The following is a 16,246-nucleotide window of genomic DNA, read 5'->3' on the forward strand; positions in this document are numbered from 1 at the left end:
CTTCGTCCATGTACATGCACATAGACGAAGGATGCGAGCAGCCGTTGAACCGCGACATGTCCGGAAAGCAGGCACTGCGACGCGAGCTGCTGGCCGCGCGCGCCCTCCTCACCACGGAGGACGTCGGAGGCTCGGCCACGGTTCTCGCCTCGACGGCGGCCGGTCTGCCGGAGCTCGCGGACGCCCGGACCGTGGCGGCCTACGTGTCGGTCGGACGCGAGCCCGGGACCCACGCGCTCCTCGACGCCCTGCGGGCGCGCGGCGTCCGCGTCCTGCTGCCGGTCCTGATGGACGACAACGACCTGGACTGGGCCGAGTTCGAGGGCGCCGGACACCTCGTCCCCGCGGGCCGCGGCCTGCGCGAGCCGGACGGTACGCGCCTGGGCCCGCAGGCGGTCCTCGAAGCGGACGCGGTCCTGCTGCCGGGCCTCGCCGTCGACGGCAGGGGGATGCGGCTGGGGCGCGGCGGGGGCAGCTACGACCGGGTGCTGGCCCGGCTCACGGCCGCCGGCGCGCACCCCGCCCTCGTCGTCCTGCTGTACGACGACGAGGTGGTCGCGCGGGTCCCCGAGGAACCGCACGACCACCCCGTGGATGCCGTGGTCACACCGGCCGGAATCCGGCGCTTCCGCGCCGGGTCCGGCCCTAAGGCTTCTTGAGTGTCAGGGAGTCCACCGTGGACTTCTCCACGGCGCTCTCCCCGAAGGACCAGTCCAGCAGCTCACCGTTGACCCATTTGTCGGTCTGGTCGGTGTAGTGGGCGCTGAACGCGTGGCCCGACGCACCGGTGAGGTTGATCCAGCGCGACTTGTCCCAGTCACCGACGTTGACGACCATCCGCATCGACGGCACCCAGATGACCTCGTAGCCGCCCGCCGCGTTCCAGCCGGTGGCGTCCACCGCCGCCTCACCGCCACCGAGGTCCCAGGGACCACGGTTGAGGGCGCGCTGCAGGAGGCCGGGTCCCTCGGTGCCGAGCGTCTGGTTGCGCAGGGTCAGCTGGTGCAGCCTGCCCCAGCTCCAGGTGCTGATGTCCTTGCCCAGCTTGGCCGTCAGCTCCCAGCGCGCGTCCTCCATGGCACGGGCGAAGAGCTCGTCACGGTTGTCGATGGCCTCCTCGCGCCCCTTGGCCGGGGTCTTCCACCAGGAGTTGTCCTGGTCGTCGAGGATGTTCTCGACCACCTCGTACCAGCGGTCGCCGCCGTCGGGCTGCGCCGCGTCCGGGGCCCGCTGGCCGCATTCGCGTACGAGCTTGGCCTGCTCGTCCACTGGACCGGTGCCGGCCACCGGCTCGACGTAGATGCAGTCGCCCTCGGCCCGCATCTCCTTGGGGAGCTTGTCGCCGAAGGCCAGCTTGAGGATGTTGCGCCAGACGCCGTTGAAGTACGCGGCGGCGGCGGAGTCGGACTCCTGGGTGTAGTCCCACCCTTCCAGCAGCTTCTGCGCCTCGCGGACACTCTTGTCGGAGATGTTGATGTTCTTGAGGATCGGCACCAGCTTCGCGGCGATCGCGCTCTGGTTGTCCATCTGCATCGTCTGCATGTCGTCGGTGGAGATCTTCTCGCCACCGTCGATCTTGTTCTGGATCAGGTCGTTGATCCGCTGGCTGCGCGCGCCGTAGCCCCAGTCCTTGGTGAGCATGTGGTCGTAGTCCTCACCGATGACCGCCTGGTTGGCGGTGACGATGTAGCCACGGTCCGGGTTGTACTCGTAGGGCAGTTCGTCGAAGGGGATGGGGTCCTTCTCCCAGCCGTACTCCGGGCTCCATCCGGGGCTGGGCATGGTGCCGTCGCCCTTCTTGCGGACGGGGATGGTGCCGGGCGCCTGGTAACCGATGTTGCCCTTGGTGTCCGCGTAGATGAGGTTCTGCGAGGGCACCTCGAAGTCCGACGCCGCCTTGCGGAAGCTCGTGAAGTCCTTGGCCCGGTTGAGCTCGAAGACCGCGTCCATCGACCTTCCGGGCTGCAGCGCGGTCCACTTCAGGGATACGCCGTACCCGTCGCCGCGGTCCGGGGCGGAGGTGGTGACGGGGGCCTTCTTGCCGACCTTCTCCAGCTCCCCGCTGCGGTCCGACACCAGCGGACCGTTGTTGGTCTCGCGGACGGTGATCTTCCGGTCCCTGCCCCCGGCGACCTTGATGGTCTCCTCACGGGTGATGAAGGGCTCGGTCTTCCCGTCGTACTGGTAGCCGTCGGCGGTGACCTTCTCCAGGAAGAGGTCGGTGACGTCGGCGCCGAGGTTGGTGAAGCCCCAGGCGATGTCCTGGTTGTGACCGATGATCACACCGGGCATCCCGGAGAAGGTGTACCCGGCGGTGTCGTACTGACAGGACGCCGAGACCTGCCGGCAGTGCAGCCCCATCTGGTACCAGAGGGACGGCAGCATGGGCGCCAGGTGCGGGTCGTTGGCCAGCAGCGGTTCGCCCGTGGTGGTGTGCGCTCCGGAGACGACCCAGGAGTTCGACCCGATGCCGTCGCCGTTGGGGCCGAGCAGCGCGGGAATCTCGTCGAGCGTCTTCGAGAGCGAGGAGAGCTGGGTGTTCACGCCCTCGGTCGCACCTTGAGGGGTCTGGGCGCCGACGGTGCCCGAGGGCTCGGCGTCCGGGTCGAACTTCCCGGTGACCGGGGAGACCGCGCCCTCATCGACGATCGGCCTGTTCTTCTCGTACGGGTAGTCCGGGTACAGATCCTTGATCTGCTTCGAGTCGAGCCTGCTGGTCATCAGCGAGCGGTCGATCTCGTCCTGCATGTTTCCGCGCAGGTCCCAGGCCATCGCCTTGAGCCAGGCCACCGAGTCGACCGGGGTCCACTTGGTGGGCTTGTAGTCGTTGGTCAGGCCGAGGGCCGCGTACTCGACGGAGATGTCCTTGCCGTCCTTGCCGTCCAGATACGCGTTCACCCCCTCCGCGTAGGCCTGGAGGTTCTTCTTGGTGTCCTCGTCCAGGACCGTGTCGTACTCCTCCTGCGCGACCTTGCGCCAGCCCAGCGTGCGCAGGAAGGAGTCGGTCGCGACCTGGCCCGAGCCGAACATCTCGGACAGACGGCCCGCGGTCATGTGCCGGCGGACGTCCATCTCCCAGAAACGGTCCTGGGCCTGGACGAAGCCCTGGGCGCGGAAGAGGTCGCTGTCGGAGTCCGCGTAGATCTGCGGGATCCCGTAGTCGTCGCGTTTCACGTCGACGTCGCCGGTGAGTCCCTTCAGATCGAGGGAACCCGTGGTCTGCGGGTACGAGGCCCGGACCGTGGAGACGGACCAGTACGCGCCGTATCCGACACCCGCGACAAGCGCCAGCACCAGGACGATCACGAACAGGCGGGCGCGTCGCCCCTTCTTCCTGCCGGGCTTCTTCGCATCGGAAGACCCGGAAGGGGCGGTTGTGTTGGCGGGCATCGCTGTCCTTCGAGGGGCAGGGTGGTCCTGGGAGTGCAGGAGCAACCATAGGCGCCCCGCCGAAGCCACTCGGACGCGGTATGGGGATGCATCCATTTGCGCACCGGTTCGTACGAACACTCGAAGGCATCAAGAAAGCGTTAAAGATTAGGTAAGGTAACGAAGTACCGGCCTCCGGAGGACGTTCCGGACGGCGTACACAGGGAAGGATCTGACCCTGACTGTCCACGCGCTCAACGAACTTCTGCTCGTCTGCTCGCTCGTCCTGCTGGTCGCCGTTGCGGCCGTACGCATCTCGTCCCGCAGCGGGCTCCCCAGCCTGCTCCTGTATCTCGGCATCGGGATCGTCATGGGGCAGGACGGCATCTTCGACGTCAAGTTCGACAACGCCGAGCTGACCCAGGTGATCGGCTACGCCGCCCTGGTCGTCATCCTGGCCGAGGGCGGTCTGGGCACGAAGTGGAAGGAGGTCCGGCCCGCCCTGCCGGCGGCGGCGGTGCTGTCGACGGTCGGCGTGGGCGTCAGCGTGGGTGTCACGGCGAGCGCGGCGCACTACCTCGTGGGCCTCGACTGGCGGCAGGCCCTCATCATCGGCGCCGTGGTGTCGTCCACCGACGCCGCGGCCGTCTTCTCCGTCCTGCGGAAGGTCCCCCTCCCGTCCCGGATCACCGGTGTCCTGGAGGCCGAGTCGGGCTTCAACGACGCCCCCGTGGTGATCCTGGTCGTGGCGTTCTCCGCCGCCGGGCCCGTGGAGCACTGGTACGTCCTCGTCGGCGAGATAGCGCTGGAGCTCGCGATCGGCGCGGCGATCGGCCTGGCGGTCGGTTTCCTCGGATCCTTCGGCCTGCGCCACGTGGCGCTGCCCGCCTCCGGCCTCTACCCGATCGCCGTCATGGCCATCGCGGTCTCCGCGTACGCCGCCGGCGCCCTCGCCCACGGCAGCGGGTTCCTCGCCGTCTACCTGGCGGCGATGGTCCTCGGCAACTCCAAGCTGCCGCACTGGCCGGCCACCCGCGGCTTCGCGGACGGGCTCGGCTGGCTGGCGCAGATCGGCATGTTCGTCCTGCTCGGACTGCTGGTCACCCCGCACGACCTCGTGGACGACTTCTGGCCGGCCATGGTTGTGGGCCTGGTGCTGACCGCGGTCGCGCGGCCCTTGTCGGTCTTCATCAGCCTGGCGCCCTTCCGGCTGCCGCACCGGGAGAAGGCCCTGATGTCCTGGGCGGGACTGCGCGGAGCCGTCCCCATCATCCTGGCGACCATCCCCATGGTGTCCGGGATCGAGGGCAGTACCCGGGTCTTCAACATCGTCTTCGTCCTCGTGGTCGTCTACACGCTGATCCAGGGGCCCACGCTGCCTTGGCTGGCGAAGTCACTGAACATCGCCGAGGACCCGTCGGAGGCGGCGGACCTCGGCATCGAGTCGGCGCCGCTGGAGCGTCTGCGCGGCCACCTGCTGTCGGTGGCGGTCCCCGGCAGGTCCCGGATGCACGGCGTAGAGGTCGCGGAACTCCGCCTCCCGGCGGGAGCGGCGGTCACCCTCGTCGTGCGGGACGGCAAGAGCTTCGTCCCCGCCCCCTCGACCGTGCTGAGGCGCGGGGACGAGCTCCTGGTCGTCGCGACCGACCCGGTCCGCGACGCAGCCGAGGCGCGGCTGCGGGCCGTCGGACAGGGCGGCAAGCTGGCCAGCTGGCTGGGGACGGGCGGGCCCGCCGGGAAGGGCCGGCGCCCGGCCTCCGCGGAGCTCCTCAGCGGACCGGTCAGGAAGCTGGGCAAGGGCGGCCTGCGCCGCGCGAGGACTGGCGGCGGGAGCTCGGCCGCGGACCGCGCGGGAGGCGAGAACAGCGCGAGAGGCGGAAGCCGCGCCGAGGACGGCGTCGGCAGCGAGCGGGCGCACCACTGACCGCCACCCGCCGGTGATCGGATGTGCTGAATCACAGGTGCACGGGTTACGGGACCTGTAACATGAAGGAACGGATCTCCTGATCCGTTCAATACCTACCTGGTCGGGTTCCGATCCCATGGATCTGGACCCGATCCGTACCTGATCGACCAACTCTGTCTGATGCAGAGCTGGCGCGACCGTATGGCGGTCGTGGCGTCCCTCGCCTCTGGAGCGAGCGCCCGGCATCTACCGCAGTTCCGCGCGAAGAGGACAGCTCTCGGCAGCTCCCGCACGCCCGCTCCCCGGTGCCGTGCCCGGGGGAGCATGGCCACCAGGCGGCAGAAAGGCATGGACCGTGGCGTCCACGGTCTCCGACCGCCCCGGTTACGGGCAGTTGCTGCGCACCCCGGGTGCGTGGACCTTCCTTCTTCCGGGCTTCGCCGCTCGGCAGCCCTTCGCGATGCTGACCATGGGCATCGTGCTCCTGGTGCAACACACCACGGGCTCGTACGGCAGCGCGGGCGCCGTGGCCGCCGTCTCCGGTGTCTCCATGGCCCTGTTCGCTCCGCAGAGCGGCCGGCTGGCGGACAGGTTCGGCCAGCGCGCCGTGCTCCTGCCGGGCGTCCTGCTGCACTCCGTCTCCGTCGGTGCGCTGACGGCCCTGGCCCTGGCGGACGCACCCCTGTGGGCGCTGTTCGCGGCAGCGGTCCCCACCGGTGCGTCGATCCCGCAGATCGGCCCCATGGTGCGGGCCCGCTGGGCCGCGCTGCTCGGCGGCGCCCCCGGGCAGCCCGCGTCACCGCTGTTGAGCACGGCGGCGGCCTTCGAGTCCGTGACCGACGAGTTCACCTTCGTCATCGGCCCCGTGCTGACGACGGCGCTGTGCACCGGCGTGCACCCGGCGGCCGGTCTCCTCGCCGAGGCGGGTCTGACGCTGCTGGGAGGCGTTCTGTTCGCCGCCCGGCGCTCGACCCAGCCGGTTCCCCGGAGCGCGGCCGTGGCGGAGACCGAGCCGCATCGCTCGGCGCTCTCCGTGCCCGGCGTCCGCGTCCTCGCGGTCACCTTCCTGGGCATCGGCGCGGTGTTCGGCGGGATGCAGGTCTCCCTGACGGCGTTCGCGGAGGAGACCGGGCACCCCGGGGTGAACGGAGTGCTCTACGGGATCTTCGCGGCGGGAAACATGCTCGCCGGTATCGCCTGCGGCGCCATCGCCTGGAAGAGCGGCCCGCGCCGCCGGCTGATCGTCGGCTACCTGGCGCTGACGCTGACCGCGTCCGGGCTCTGGGCCGTGCACTCCGTACCGCTTCTGGCGGGTCTCGGGCTGCTGGTCGGGCTCTGCATCGCACCCGCGCTGATCAGCGGATACACCCTGGTGGAGGCGCTTGTTCCCGCGTCCGCCAGGACCGAGGCCTTCACCTGGCTCACCGGCGCGGTCGCCCTCGGCCAGGCGGCGGCGGTCACCGTGGCGGGACAGCTCGCGGACGCCCATGGCTCCAGCTTCGGTTTCATGGTCCCGACGGCCGGTACGGCGCTGGCTCTGGCCACCCTGCTGACCCTGCGATCGCGGCTGGTCCCCCGCGCTTCCGGGCGGACGGTGGCACGTGGTATCGGTCACCGCGAGCCCGTCACGGTGGACTGATGGCTCGGAATACGTCAGTATGGAGCGTCGTTAGCACTCACTGAGTGAGAGTGCCAGGAGGAGCAAGTGCCGACCTATCAGTACCAGTGCACCGAGTGCGGCGAGGGCCTCGAAGCGGTGCAGAAGTTCACCGATGATGCCCTGACCGTGTGCCCGAACTGCGAGGGACGCCTGAAGAAGGTGTTCTCGGCCGTCGGCATCGTCTTCAAGGGATCCGGTTTCTACCGGAACGACAGCCGCGGCTCCTCGTCGAGCAGCTCGCCGGCCACGTCGACCGCCAAGACGTCGGAGTCGTCCTCCGGTTCGTCCCCGGCCAAGACGGAGTCGAAGCCCGCGGCGTCCGCATCGGCCTCCACCTCGGCGTCCACGTCGTCGAGCGGTACGTCGGCCGCCTGACGCACCCCATACGTTTCACCGGGACCCCGCCGATCTGCTCGGCGGGGTCCCGTTCGTGCGTGCCCCGCTAGTGTGACCGCATGGTGAACGCAGAAACGACGTCAGCGGAAATCGGTGTCATCGGCGGATCGGGCTTCTACTCCTTCCTGGAGGACGTGACCGAGGTCCGGGTCGACACCCCGTACGGGGCGCCGAGCGACTCGGTGTTCCTCGGTGAACTCGCGGGCCGCCGGGTCGCCTTCCTCCCGCGTCACGGCCGCGGTCACCACCTCCCGCCGCACCGGATCAACTACCGCGCCAACCTGTGGGCCCTGCGCTCCCTCGGCGTGCGCCAGGTGCTCGGCCCGTGTGCGGTCGGCGGCCTGCGGCCCGAGTACGGGCCCGGCACCCTCCTCGTCCCGGACCAGATGGTCGACCGCACCAAGTCCCGTACGCAGACGTACTACGACGGTGAGGCCCGGACCGACGGCACCCGGCCGAACGTGGTGCACCTGGGCTTCGCCGACCCGTACTGCCCCGAGGGCCGCAAGGCCGCCCTGGCGGCCGCGCGCGGCCGGGACTGGGAAGCGGTGGACGGCGGAACGCTGGTCGTCGTGGAGGGCCCCCGGTTCTCGACCCGCGCGGAGTCGCGCTGGCACGCGGCGATGGGCTGGTCGGTCGTCGGGATGACGGGCCACCCGGAGGCGGTGCTCGCACGTGAACTGGAGCTCTGCTACACGACGATGACTCTGGTGACGGACCTGGACGCGGGGGCCGAGGCCGGGGAGGGCGTCAGTCACGCGGAGGTACTGGAGGTCTTCGCGGCCAATGTCGACCGCCTGCGGACGGTGCTCTTCGACGCGGTGGCCGCGCTGCCCTCCTCCGACGAGCGCACCTGCGTCTGCTCGCACGCGCTGGACGGCCTCGACACCGGGATCAAGCTGCCGTAGGGCGCGCTGTCACAGGCCTCGCCGCCGTACGTCTGGCTTCCGCGGACCGCGCATCAGGGACTGTTCGGCAGTGACGGCGCCCGCGCAGGCGGCGGTCACCCGGGAAGTTCGGGGTGGCGGCTGCGGGCGCGATGCGTCGCGGGACGTTGCGGTGCGGTGGTTCGAGGTGTGTCGGGGTGCGTTGCTGTCGCGGTGCGTTGCCTTGTCACCGTGCGGGTGACCGGGTTTTCCACATCGCCCTGGTTGTCCACAGGGCCAGGCGGGATATGCGCGAACGGTGGATCGTGAGGGGGAGTTCGGCGGGTATCCCGCGGGGCTCCCCCTCACGCGTGTCCAAGGACCGCGCCGCTCCTCAGTCGCGCGCGGACGCTCCCGCGAGGGGTGCGCTCAACCGTCCTCTCACCAGGTGGAGTCGGCCATGACCCGTTCCGTGTTCTCCTCCGTGCCCGTAGCCCGTCCCGAAGTGCCCGGCCCACGTACGGGGGCGCCCTTCGTCCGCCCGGAAGTCCCCCGCTCACGTACCGCGATCCCCGCCGTCCGCCGTGAGTCTCCCGCGCCGTACGGGGTCCCGGCCTTCGGTCCCGTTCGTGTGCGCGGCGGGGGCGGAGGCAGACTGCGGCGGCTGCTGCGCGGGCAGCGGCGGGCGCTGGCAGCCGGATTCGCCCTGGCCTCGGCTGTGATCGCCGCGTCGGGGCTGGCGGACGGACACGGGGCGGCCGCCGTGACGGACGGCGGACCACCCGGGCCGGAGCGAAGGGCCGAGAGGCTGGTCGCGGCTCCCGTGCGGATCGCCGACGCGGCGACGGTCGGGCTGCTTCGGCCGGGAGACCGGGTCGACGTGATCGCAGCGGAGGAGGGGGACGGCGCGGCCGAAGTGGTGGCACGCGGTGTGCGGGTGGCGGAGATCCCGGGTGGCACAGGGCCAGGGTGGCCGGCCCGCTCAGGGAGTACCCAGGAGCCAGGCACCCAGGAGCCGGGGACGGCCTTCGAACGGGGTGAGACGCCGGGTTCCGGGGAGCTGTCGCCCAGGGACCGGGAGTTCCCGTTTCCCGTTCACGAAGGCGGCCAGGGGGTGGGGGAGGGTGCCCTGGTGGTCCTGTCGGTGGAGCGGGACACCGCTGCGGCCCTGGCCGGAGCCGGAGTCTCGGGGCGGCTGGCCGTGGCGGTGTCCGATGCCGCCGCGGAGTGAAGCCGTGGCGATCCGCCGGAGATCAGATGTGGTGGGGCGGCTTCTCGTCGAGGAAGCGCGCCAGATCGGAGGCGCCGCCGGCCGAAGGAGCCCGCTCGCCCCAGCCCTGGTCCGTGTCGTCCGTGGACTGCCGGTCCAGCGGATCGTCGAAGACCAGAGCCGCAGGCCTGGGCCGCGACTGCTGCGACGGCTGGTCCTGCGCCTGAGGATGCTCCGGCTCTCGCGGTCCGGGGGTGGGGGCGGTACTCATGTCTCCAGGGTAAGGCCGGGCTCAGCGGTCCTCGGGGTCCAGCAGCCAGAGTCCCAGCACCACGAGGAACGACAGACACAGGAAGCCGGCACCCCACCAGGCCGTTCCGGTGTCTCCCTCCATCCAGACGTTGACGACCTCGGAGAGGGCCCACAGCTGACCGATGACGACGCTCAGCGCCAGCACGAGCCTGGCCGTCAGCTTCGACGAGCGTTCCGGCTCCTGCTCCGTCCCGGCCCCGGGGCCGGGACCGGTGTGGCGGACCCGCGGGTCGGCGTATCCACTGGTCGGCCTGATCTGGGGATAGCGCTCGTGGACCGGCCGGTTCAGCTCCGCCCGCGCGCTGCCCGGCCGGTAGTCGGGGTACGACGTTCCGGGCGGGTCGGGGGGCCGCGGCGGCTCGACCGGGTCGAGCGGCTCGGTCATGACCGCCTCGCCGGGCCGGCGGCGTCGACAGGACCGGGTGCGGGCGGTGCCTCCGCACCGCCCCCGGTGCCGGGGCAGCCGATGCGGTCGGCGAGATCGGGGCGGTCCGCCCGGAGCTGCCGGCACAGCCCCTCCTCAAGGCTCTCCCCCGAGCGGGTCGTGCCGACGGCCCAGATACTTCCGTCGTCCAGCTCGGTCAGCGCCACCTTCGGCAGCCCGCGAGGAGGCGGACCGGCGGTGACCTCACCCGTGCGGGCGTCGAAGACGCCTTCGTGGCAGGGGCAGTACAGCTCGCCCTCGCTCCCCCGGTCCTTGCGCCAGAGCACGGCGCAGGCCAGGTGGGTGCAGACGGCGGAGTACCCGACGAGGGTGCCGTCGTCCATCCGCACGGCGACAGCCCGGTCCTCCTCGCCCGGGTACCGGAAGGCGAGGGACTCGCCGGGAAGCAACCGGTCCGCGATCTGCTTCGGCGGGGGCGCCTTGCCGTCCTCGGTGTCGCCGTGCCGGTGGAGGATGCCCCCGGCCACGGCCAGACCACCGATGGCGAGTCCGCCGGAGACAGTGGCGACGATCCGGAGGTAGTCGCGCCGGGTGGTGAGCGAGTCCGCGGCGATCCTGTCGTGCAGCGCCTCGCGGGGGTCGCTGCCCGAACCGTTGTCCGGCCCCGGCTGCTGCTGCTCGGTGACGCTCATCGGCGGACGTCCTTCCCGTTGATCTCGACGACGGGGAGCCCGCCGGGCACCGGCCACTGGACCCTCTCCGCGGGGACGACCATGGCGACCCCGGTGCGGACCTCGCTCTCCCCGAAGACGAAGGTGTCGGCGACCTGGACCCCGGGGCGCTCCGCCTGGAGCTCCTCGACGGTTCCGTAGAAGAGGGCGCCGGTCGGACAGACCGTGGCGCACATCGGGGCGAGTCCGTAGGCGGTGCGGTCGTAGCAGAGGTTGCACTTCAGCTGCAGCTTCGCCTCGAGGTCGATCTTCGGGACTCCGAAGGGGCAGGCGTTGACGCAGTTGGCACAGCCGATGCAGCGGGTGGTGTCCGCCTGCTGCACGACTCCGTCGGCGGTGACCAGGATCGCGTCCGCGGGGCAGACCTCGGCGCAGGGGGCCACCGGGTCCTCGCAGTGCATGCAGACGGTGGGAAGGGAGGCGACCGAGGAGCCCTCGTCGGTGTAGTCGAGGTGGATCATCGACTTGCCCCGGTGCGAGTCGCACTCCCGGCACGCCGAGACACAGGCCTGGCAGCCGATACAGCGACCCGGGTCGATGAAGATCGTTCTTCCCATCATCCGGGCATCAGCTCCTCTCCGAGGTGCCGCGGCCCTGTGGGGCCGTGGGCGGCAACGGGTCGGTACGGGAGACCTGGGTCTCGGGATAGGCGGTGTGGCCCGGCGCGACAGGGGGTGCGGGGACCTCGTCGATCGCCTCGGCGTGCTCGACGCGGCAGGCGCAGACCTTGTACTCGGGGATCTTGGAGCGGGGGTCGAGGGCGTCGATGGTCAGCGCGTTGGCCGCGGTCGGGAAGGGCCAGTGGTAGGGGATGAACACCGTGTCGGGCCGGATCGCCTCGGTGACCAGCGCCGGGAAGATCTCACTCCCGCGCCGGGTCACGACGCGGACGGGCTCGCCGTTGCGGAAGCCGTGCGAGGGGTGGACCTCGGCCCAGGGCCGCGGGGTCTGTTCGACGAGGGCGCCCAGCCTGCGGGTCTGGTTGCCGGAGAGGAAGTGGGCGACGGTGCGGCCGGTGGTCAGCGTCATCGGATGCTCGTCGTCGTACGGGTCCGCCGGCGGGTGCCATTCGACGACCTGCATATGGATCTTGCCGTCGGCGTGGTAGGTCCGGCCGTCCTCGAACAGCCGCGGGGTACCGGGGTGATCGGTGGACGGGCAGGGCCAGGAGATCCCACCGGTCTCCTCGAGACGTTCGTAGGTGATGCCCGAGTAGTCGATGATCGTGCCCGCCGACGCGACGCGGAGCTCGTCGAACACGTCGCGGGAGCCCTTGAAGGCGAACTTGTCCCCGGCGCCGAGACGGCGGGCGATCTCACACATCACCCAGGTGTCGGTCCGCACCCCGGCGGGTGGCTCCTGCGCCTTGTTGTGCTTGATGACGCGGGCCTCGGCGTTGGCCATAACCCCTTCGTCCTCGGCCCAGCTGGTGACGGGGAAGACGACGTGCGCGTTGGCCGCGGTCTCGGAGAGGAAGAAGTCGAACTGGGCGTGGAACTCGGTGGCGTCGTACCCGTCCTTGACCACGGCGTAGTTGGGGAGCGAGACGAAGGGGTTGTTGCAGATACCGATCAGGCCGCGGATCTCCCGGCGCTGCATCTGCCAGACCATCTCCATCATCGATGTGCCGGCGGTGGGGAGTTCGGTCTCGTCGATGCCCCAGATCTCGCAGATCTGGCGGCGGTGCTCCTCGTTGAGGATCGACCGCCCGCCGGGGAGGAGGTCCGCCTTCTGCCCGTGCTCGCGGCCGCCCTGGCCGTTGCCCTGTCCGGTGAGGGTGCCGTATCCCGCTCCGGGCTTGCCGATGTGGCCGGTGGCCGTGCAGAGGTTGATCACGCTGAGGCAGTTCTCCACGCCCTGCGTGTGGTGCTCGATGCCCCGGGCGTGGAAGGCCATGGCCTTGGGGGCGCGGGCGAAGGCGCGGGCGACCTGGACGACCTGTTCGGCGGGGATGCCGCAGATCTCGGCCGCTCGGGACGGCGGGTACAGCGCCGCGTTGGCCTTGACCTCCTCCCAGCCGGTGGTGTGTTCCGCGAGGTAGGCCTCGTCGGTGAGCCCTTCCTCGATGACCACGTTCAGGACCGCGTTGAAGAAGGCCGAGTCCGTCCCCGATTTCAGTGCGACGTGGATGTCCGCCGTACGGGCCACCGCGGTCTCACGCGGGTCCACCACGATCAGGGTGGCTCCACGGTCCCTGGCGCCCCACACGTACTGGGTCAGCACGGGGAAGCACTCACCGACGTTGGCTCCCGCGAGCAGCAGGCAGTCGGTGAGCAGGATGTCGGAGAACGGGTTCCCGGCCCGGTCGATGTTGAAGGCGAGCTTGTTGGCGCCGGCGGCGCTGACCATGCAGAGTCGGCCGTTGTAGTCGACGTGCCGGGTCCTCAGTGCCACGCGGGCGAACTTGCCGACGAGGTAGGTCTTCTCGGAGAAGAGGCTGGCCCCGCCGAGTACGCCGAAGGCGTCCCGTCCGTGCTCCTCCTGGATGCGCCGGATCTCGGAGACGGTGAAGTCGAGTGCCTCGTCCCAGCTGACCTCGCGGAGCTCCTCGTCACGGGAGCGGCGCATGAGGGGGGCGGTGAGCCGGTCCGGGTGGTTGACCTGCTGATACGCGTTGATGCCCTTGGGGCAGAGCCGCATACGGTTGATGTCGTGGTTGCGGGGCTCCACGCCGAAGACCTTGCCGCCGCGGTCCACCCTGAGGTACATCCCGCACTGGACGCCGCAGAAGCAGCAGTGTGTGGGGACGAGCGTCTCGCCGTTCTGGTCCGCGTGCCACCGGTCCGCCGGGATGCCGCCCGCGTCCCTGAAGCCGCGGGTCCCCGGCGGGGCCAGGGAGGGGTCGAGGGGGAGGGGCGTACGGCCGTCGGCCGTGCGTGGGTCCGCGGTCACTTGAAACCCTTCTTGACCTGGGTGAGGTAGGCGTTGCCACGCAGCACCCGCTTGCAGCGCGGGCAGTACTCGGCCCATGCGTCGAAGCCGAGTTCGAGATCGCGCATGGTCCCGCGCAGGTTCTCGACGTACGGGCCGGTGTCGATGGGCTCCTCGCACCGGCGGCAGGCGAAGACCTCTTCGTCCTGGCGCGCGGTGTACTTGAACAGCTGCATGCCGACCGCCGCGGGGCGCTGCACGATGTGGAAGAACTTCCCGAAGGGGATGTAGATGAGGGTGAACACCACCGACACCATGTGCAGGATCGCGAGGAACTCGTAGCCCCCGCCGTGCAGGAAGATCGAGGAGAAGGTGAGCAGCAGGCCGGTGACGGACACGATGATGAGGGCGAGCAACGGCACGAGGTCGTAGGCGAAGCGCTGTCCGGTGATCGCCCCGCGGTCCTTCATCCGGCGCCAGAGGAAGTACCCGGCGCCGGGGATGACGAGCACCGCCGCGATGTCCAGGCCGTGGAACATCAGCCAGCCGATGAAGTTCAGCGAGTCGAAGCCGAGGATCTTGATTCCCCAGATCCGCATCTCGTAGCCGGGGCCGGACCCGCTCCCCGAGGTGAAGGTGAACCAGCCCCAGGTCAGCGGGAAGGTGATGAGCGCGGCGAGCACACAACCCCAGAAGATGAGCTGGTGGGCGATCCAGCGGCCGTGTGAACGCGCTCCGAGGAACTTCTGGAAGCCCAGGTACGTGGCGATCATCTTCGGCAGCGCGGTGGGCGCCTTGCGGAAGTTCTCGGCCGAGAAGAGGCTGGCCCAGCCGTTCTTGAAGAGGCGTCGGGCTCCCGGTGCCGAGACCCAGACCGTGTAGCGGTACGCCACGCCGAAGGCGAGGAACACCGTGGCGACGGCGTAGGGCAGCAGCGCCGAGTCGAAGTCTCGCAGCAGGCGGCTGCCGAGGACGATCGCGATGATCAGCAGAGCGGAGACGACGGCACCGGCCAGGGCCGCGCGGCCCGACACCGATCGCGGGAGTCTCTCGGTCGCCCTCGCGGCGGCGGAGTGGAGCCGGCCGGACGGATGCCCGCCGGAGCCCGGGGACGTACCCGGGCGTGCCGCGGACTCGGACTGCCCGGCTTCGGCGGCGGGTGGCTCTGATGGCTCGGTCACCCGGCCACCGTAAGGCGAAATGGAAGGATTGAGCCCTTTTTGTCCGCCGACTGTGTGAGCGTGCCGCCCGGCCGGGCCTCATCCCGCGCCACGGCCCGTCGCCACCTGACGGTCCGCCACCTGTACGTTCGCCCGTACACGACGGAACGCGCCCCGAGGAGCCCGCGATGACCGAGGAACTGCCCGCGCCCGGCCCGTTGGACGCGCTGACGGACGTGGCGGGGATCCGCGTCGGGCACGCCGAGGTGCCCGGCGAGGGCGCGCTGAGCGGCACCACCGTCGTCCTCGCCCCCGAGGGCGGCGCGGTGGCGGCCGTGGACGTCCGCGGCGGCGGCCCGGGCACCCGGGAGACGGACGCGCTCGACCCGCGCAATCTGGTGCAGCGCATCGACGCCGTCGTTCTGACCGGCGGCAGCGCCTACGGGCTCGACGCCGCGTCGGGCGTCATGGCCTGGCTGGAGGAGCAGGGGCGCGGCGTGCGGGTGGGGCCGGATCCCTCCCAGGTGGTGCCGGTGGTCCCGGCGGCCTGCCTCTTCGACCTCGGCAGGGGAGGCGACTGGCGGGCCCGCCCCGACGCCTCGACCGGCCGGGCGGCGGCGGAGGCCGCCGCCGCGTCCGGTCCGGGCGCACGGGTCCCCGAAGGAACGGTGGGAGCCGGTACCGGCGCGGTCGCCGGCCGGATCAAGGGCGGTGTCGGCTCGGCCAGCGTGCGCCTGCCCTCCGGCGTCACGGTCGCCGCCCTGGCCGTCGTCAACGCGGCGGGTTCCGTCGTCGATCCGGCGACGGGGGTGCTGTACGGGGAGTACGGCGCCGGGCGCCCGGCCGCACCTCCGGACCCGGCGGTGCACGAGGCGGCCCGCCGCCGGCTGGACGAGATCACGGACGCCCGCTCCCCCGGGGCCACGGACACCCAGAAGGAAGGGGCGTCAGGCGGCGGAGTCTTCAACACCACGATCGTCGTCGTCGCCACCGACGCGGACCTCACCAGAGCGCAGGCGCAGAAGCTCGCGGGCACGGCGCACGACGGGTTGGCGCGCGCCGTCCGGCCGGTCCATCTGCTCACGGACGGGGACACCGTGTTCACGCTGTCCACCGGATCTCTGCCGCTGCCGGGCGAACCGGTCGCGGCGCTCAACGGGATCCTGGCGGCAGGGGCCGACGCGCTGGCCCGTGCCGTGGTGAAGGCCGTCCGGGCGGCCTCAGGGGTCGACGGCCCAGGCGGAACCTTCCCCTCCTACAACGAGCTCTACGGCGCACCGCGGGCCAGCCGGGAACCTCTTGCGTGAGGCAGCACGAGAGGCCGGGAACTTTCTGCGTGCGCGGTACGTTTTTCGCGAACCCCGGTCACGATGTCAGACC

Annotated in this window: 14 protein-coding genes; 7 read left to right on the plus strand and 7 right to left on the minus strand. The window is 70.8% G+C overall.

Going from position 1 to position 16,246, the window contains the following annotated elements; translation table 11 throughout:
• Positions 1 to 56: 56 nt before the first annotated feature.
• Positions 57 to 659: a 5-formyltetrahydrofolate cyclo-ligase gene (locus ACGFNN_RS27705; RefSeq protein ID WP_393560122.1), complete on the plus strand. Its 603-nt coding sequence runs from the start codon at positions 57 to 59 to the stop codon at positions 657 to 659.
• On the opposite strand, the gene ACGFNN_RS27710 is transcribed toward ACGFNN_RS27705, so the two are convergent.
• Complete coding sequence (locus ACGFNN_RS27710) at positions 646 to 3,390, minus strand: penicillin acylase family protein (RefSeq protein ID WP_393559884.1); 2,745 nt, start codon at positions 3,388 to 3,390, stop codon at positions 646 to 648. The two genes, ACGFNN_RS27705 and ACGFNN_RS27710, sit on opposite strands and share 14 nt — an antisense overlap.
• Positions 3,391 to 3,607: 217 nt before the next feature.
• Between ACGFNN_RS27710 and ACGFNN_RS27715 the strand changes: the two genes are divergently transcribed.
• The 5 genes from ACGFNN_RS27715 (at position 3,608) to ACGFNN_RS27735 (ending at position 9,428) form a co-directional block, all read left to right on the plus strand.
• Positions 3,608 to 5,293, plus strand: a complete 1,686-nt coding sequence (locus ACGFNN_RS27715) for a potassium/proton antiporter (protein ID WP_393560123.1) — start codon at positions 3,608 to 3,610, stop codon at positions 5,291 to 5,293.
• Positions 5,294 to 5,630: 337 nt separating this feature from the next.
• Positions 5,631 to 6,914 carry an MFS transporter gene (locus ACGFNN_RS27720; protein ID WP_393559886.1) on the plus strand — a complete coding sequence of 428 codons (1,284 nt, stop codon included), beginning with the start codon at positions 5,631 to 5,633 and terminating at the stop codon, positions 6,912 to 6,914.
• A 66-nt stretch (positions 6,915 to 6,980) separates the two neighbouring features.
• On the plus strand, positions 6,981 to 7,310 hold the full coding sequence (locus ACGFNN_RS27725; RefSeq protein ID WP_362540298.1) for an FmdB family zinc ribbon protein: 330 nt from the start codon (positions 6,981 to 6,983) through the stop codon (positions 7,308 to 7,310).
• 80 nt (positions 7,311 to 7,390) lie between these two features.
• Positions 7,391 to 8,239: an S-methyl-5'-thioadenosine phosphorylase gene (locus ACGFNN_RS27730; protein WP_362540295.1), complete on the plus strand. Its 849-nt coding sequence runs from the start codon at positions 7,391 to 7,393 to the stop codon at positions 8,237 to 8,239.
• Positions 8,240 to 8,657: 418 nt separating this feature from the next.
• Complete coding sequence (locus ACGFNN_RS27735) at positions 8,658 to 9,428, plus strand: hypothetical protein (protein WP_393559888.1); 771 nt, start codon at positions 8,658 to 8,660, stop codon at positions 9,426 to 9,428.
• Positions 9,429 to 9,450: 22 nt separating this feature from the next.
• Here the strand turns inward: ACGFNN_RS27735 and ACGFNN_RS27740 are convergent, their stop codons facing one another.
• The 6 genes from ACGFNN_RS27740 to ACGFNN_RS27765 are packed head-to-tail and all read right to left on the minus strand — an operon-like array spanning position 9,451 to position 14,740.
• Entirely contained in the window at positions 9,451 to 9,678 is a 228-nt protein-coding gene (locus ACGFNN_RS27740; protein WP_365090933.1) for a hypothetical protein, read from the minus strand.
• 21 nt (positions 9,679 to 9,699) lie between these two features.
• Positions 9,700 to 10,104 (minus strand): hypothetical protein, encoded by a 405-nt coding sequence (locus tag ACGFNN_RS27745; RefSeq protein WP_393559890.1) that lies wholly within the window; start codon positions 10,102 to 10,104, stop codon positions 9,700 to 9,702.
• Positions 10,101 to 10,796 (minus strand): ubiquinol-cytochrome c reductase iron-sulfur subunit, encoded by a 696-nt coding sequence (locus ACGFNN_RS27750; protein ID WP_393559892.1) that lies wholly within the window; start codon positions 10,794 to 10,796, stop codon positions 10,101 to 10,103. The genes ACGFNN_RS27745 and ACGFNN_RS27750 overlap by 4 nt, the downstream gene beginning before the upstream one ends.
• On the minus strand, positions 10,793 to 11,395 hold the full coding sequence (locus tag ACGFNN_RS27755) for a 4Fe-4S dicluster domain-containing protein (protein WP_362540280.1): 603 nt from the start codon (positions 11,393 to 11,395) through the stop codon (positions 10,793 to 10,795). Before ACGFNN_RS27755 ends, ACGFNN_RS27750 begins: the two co-directional genes overlap by 4 nt.
• A 7-nt stretch (positions 11,396 to 11,402) precedes the next feature.
• Complete coding sequence (locus ACGFNN_RS27760; RefSeq protein ID WP_393559894.1) at positions 11,403 to 13,727, minus strand: molybdopterin oxidoreductase family protein; 2,325 nt, start codon at positions 13,725 to 13,727, stop codon at positions 11,403 to 11,405.
• Complete coding sequence (locus ACGFNN_RS27765) at positions 13,724 to 14,740, minus strand: MFS transporter (RefSeq protein WP_362667203.1); 1,017 nt, start codon at positions 14,738 to 14,740, stop codon at positions 13,724 to 13,726. The genes ACGFNN_RS27760 and ACGFNN_RS27765 overlap by 4 nt, the downstream gene beginning before the upstream one ends.
• Before the next feature lie 314 nt (positions 14,741 to 15,054).
• Between ACGFNN_RS27765 and ACGFNN_RS27770 the strand changes: the two genes are divergently transcribed.
• On the plus strand, positions 15,055 to 16,173 hold the full coding sequence (locus ACGFNN_RS27770) for a P1 family peptidase (RefSeq protein ID WP_393559896.1): 1,119 nt from the start codon (positions 15,055 to 15,057) through the stop codon (positions 16,171 to 16,173).
• Positions 16,174 to 16,246: the final 73 nt, after the last annotated feature.

Source organism: Streptomyces sp. NPDC048590, from assembly GCF_043199535.1.
In the GTDB taxonomy this organism is placed as follows: Bacteria; Actinomycetota; Actinomycetes; order Streptomycetales; family Streptomycetaceae; genus Streptomyces.

Coding starts and splice junctions, on each gene's coding strand:
- ACGFNN_RS27705 (WP_393560122.1), top strand. CDS start 57: ATGTCCGGAAAGCAGGCACTGCGACGCGAGCTGCTGGCCGCGCGCGCC.
- ACGFNN_RS27710 (WP_393559884.1), bottom strand. CDS start 3,390: ATGCCCGCCAACACAACCGCCCCTTCCGGGTCTTCCGATGCGAAGAAG.
- ACGFNN_RS27730 (WP_362540295.1), top strand. CDS start 7,391: ATGGTGAACGCAGAAACGACGTCAGCGGAAATCGGTGTCATCGGCGGA.
- ACGFNN_RS27735 (WP_393559888.1), top strand. CDS start 8,658: ATGACCCGTTCCGTGTTCTCCTCCGTGCCCGTAGCCCGTCCCGAAGTG.
- ACGFNN_RS27740 (WP_365090933.1), bottom strand. CDS start 9,678: ATGAGTACCGCCCCCACCCCCGGACCGCGAGAGCCGGAGCATCCTCAG.
- ACGFNN_RS27745 (WP_393559890.1), bottom strand. CDS start 10,104: ATGACCGAGCCGCTCGACCCGGTCGAGCCGCCGCGGCCCCCCGACCCG.
- ACGFNN_RS27750 (WP_393559892.1), bottom strand. CDS start 10,796: ATGAGCGTCACCGAGCAGCAGCAGCCGGGGCCGGACAACGGTTCGGGC.
- ACGFNN_RS27755 (WP_362540280.1), bottom strand. CDS start 11,395: ATGATGGGAAGAACGATCTTCATCGACCCGGGTCGCTGTATCGGCTGC.
- ACGFNN_RS27770 (WP_393559896.1), top strand. CDS start 15,055: ATGACCGAGGAACTGCCCGCGCCCGGCCCGTTGGACGCGCTGACGGAC.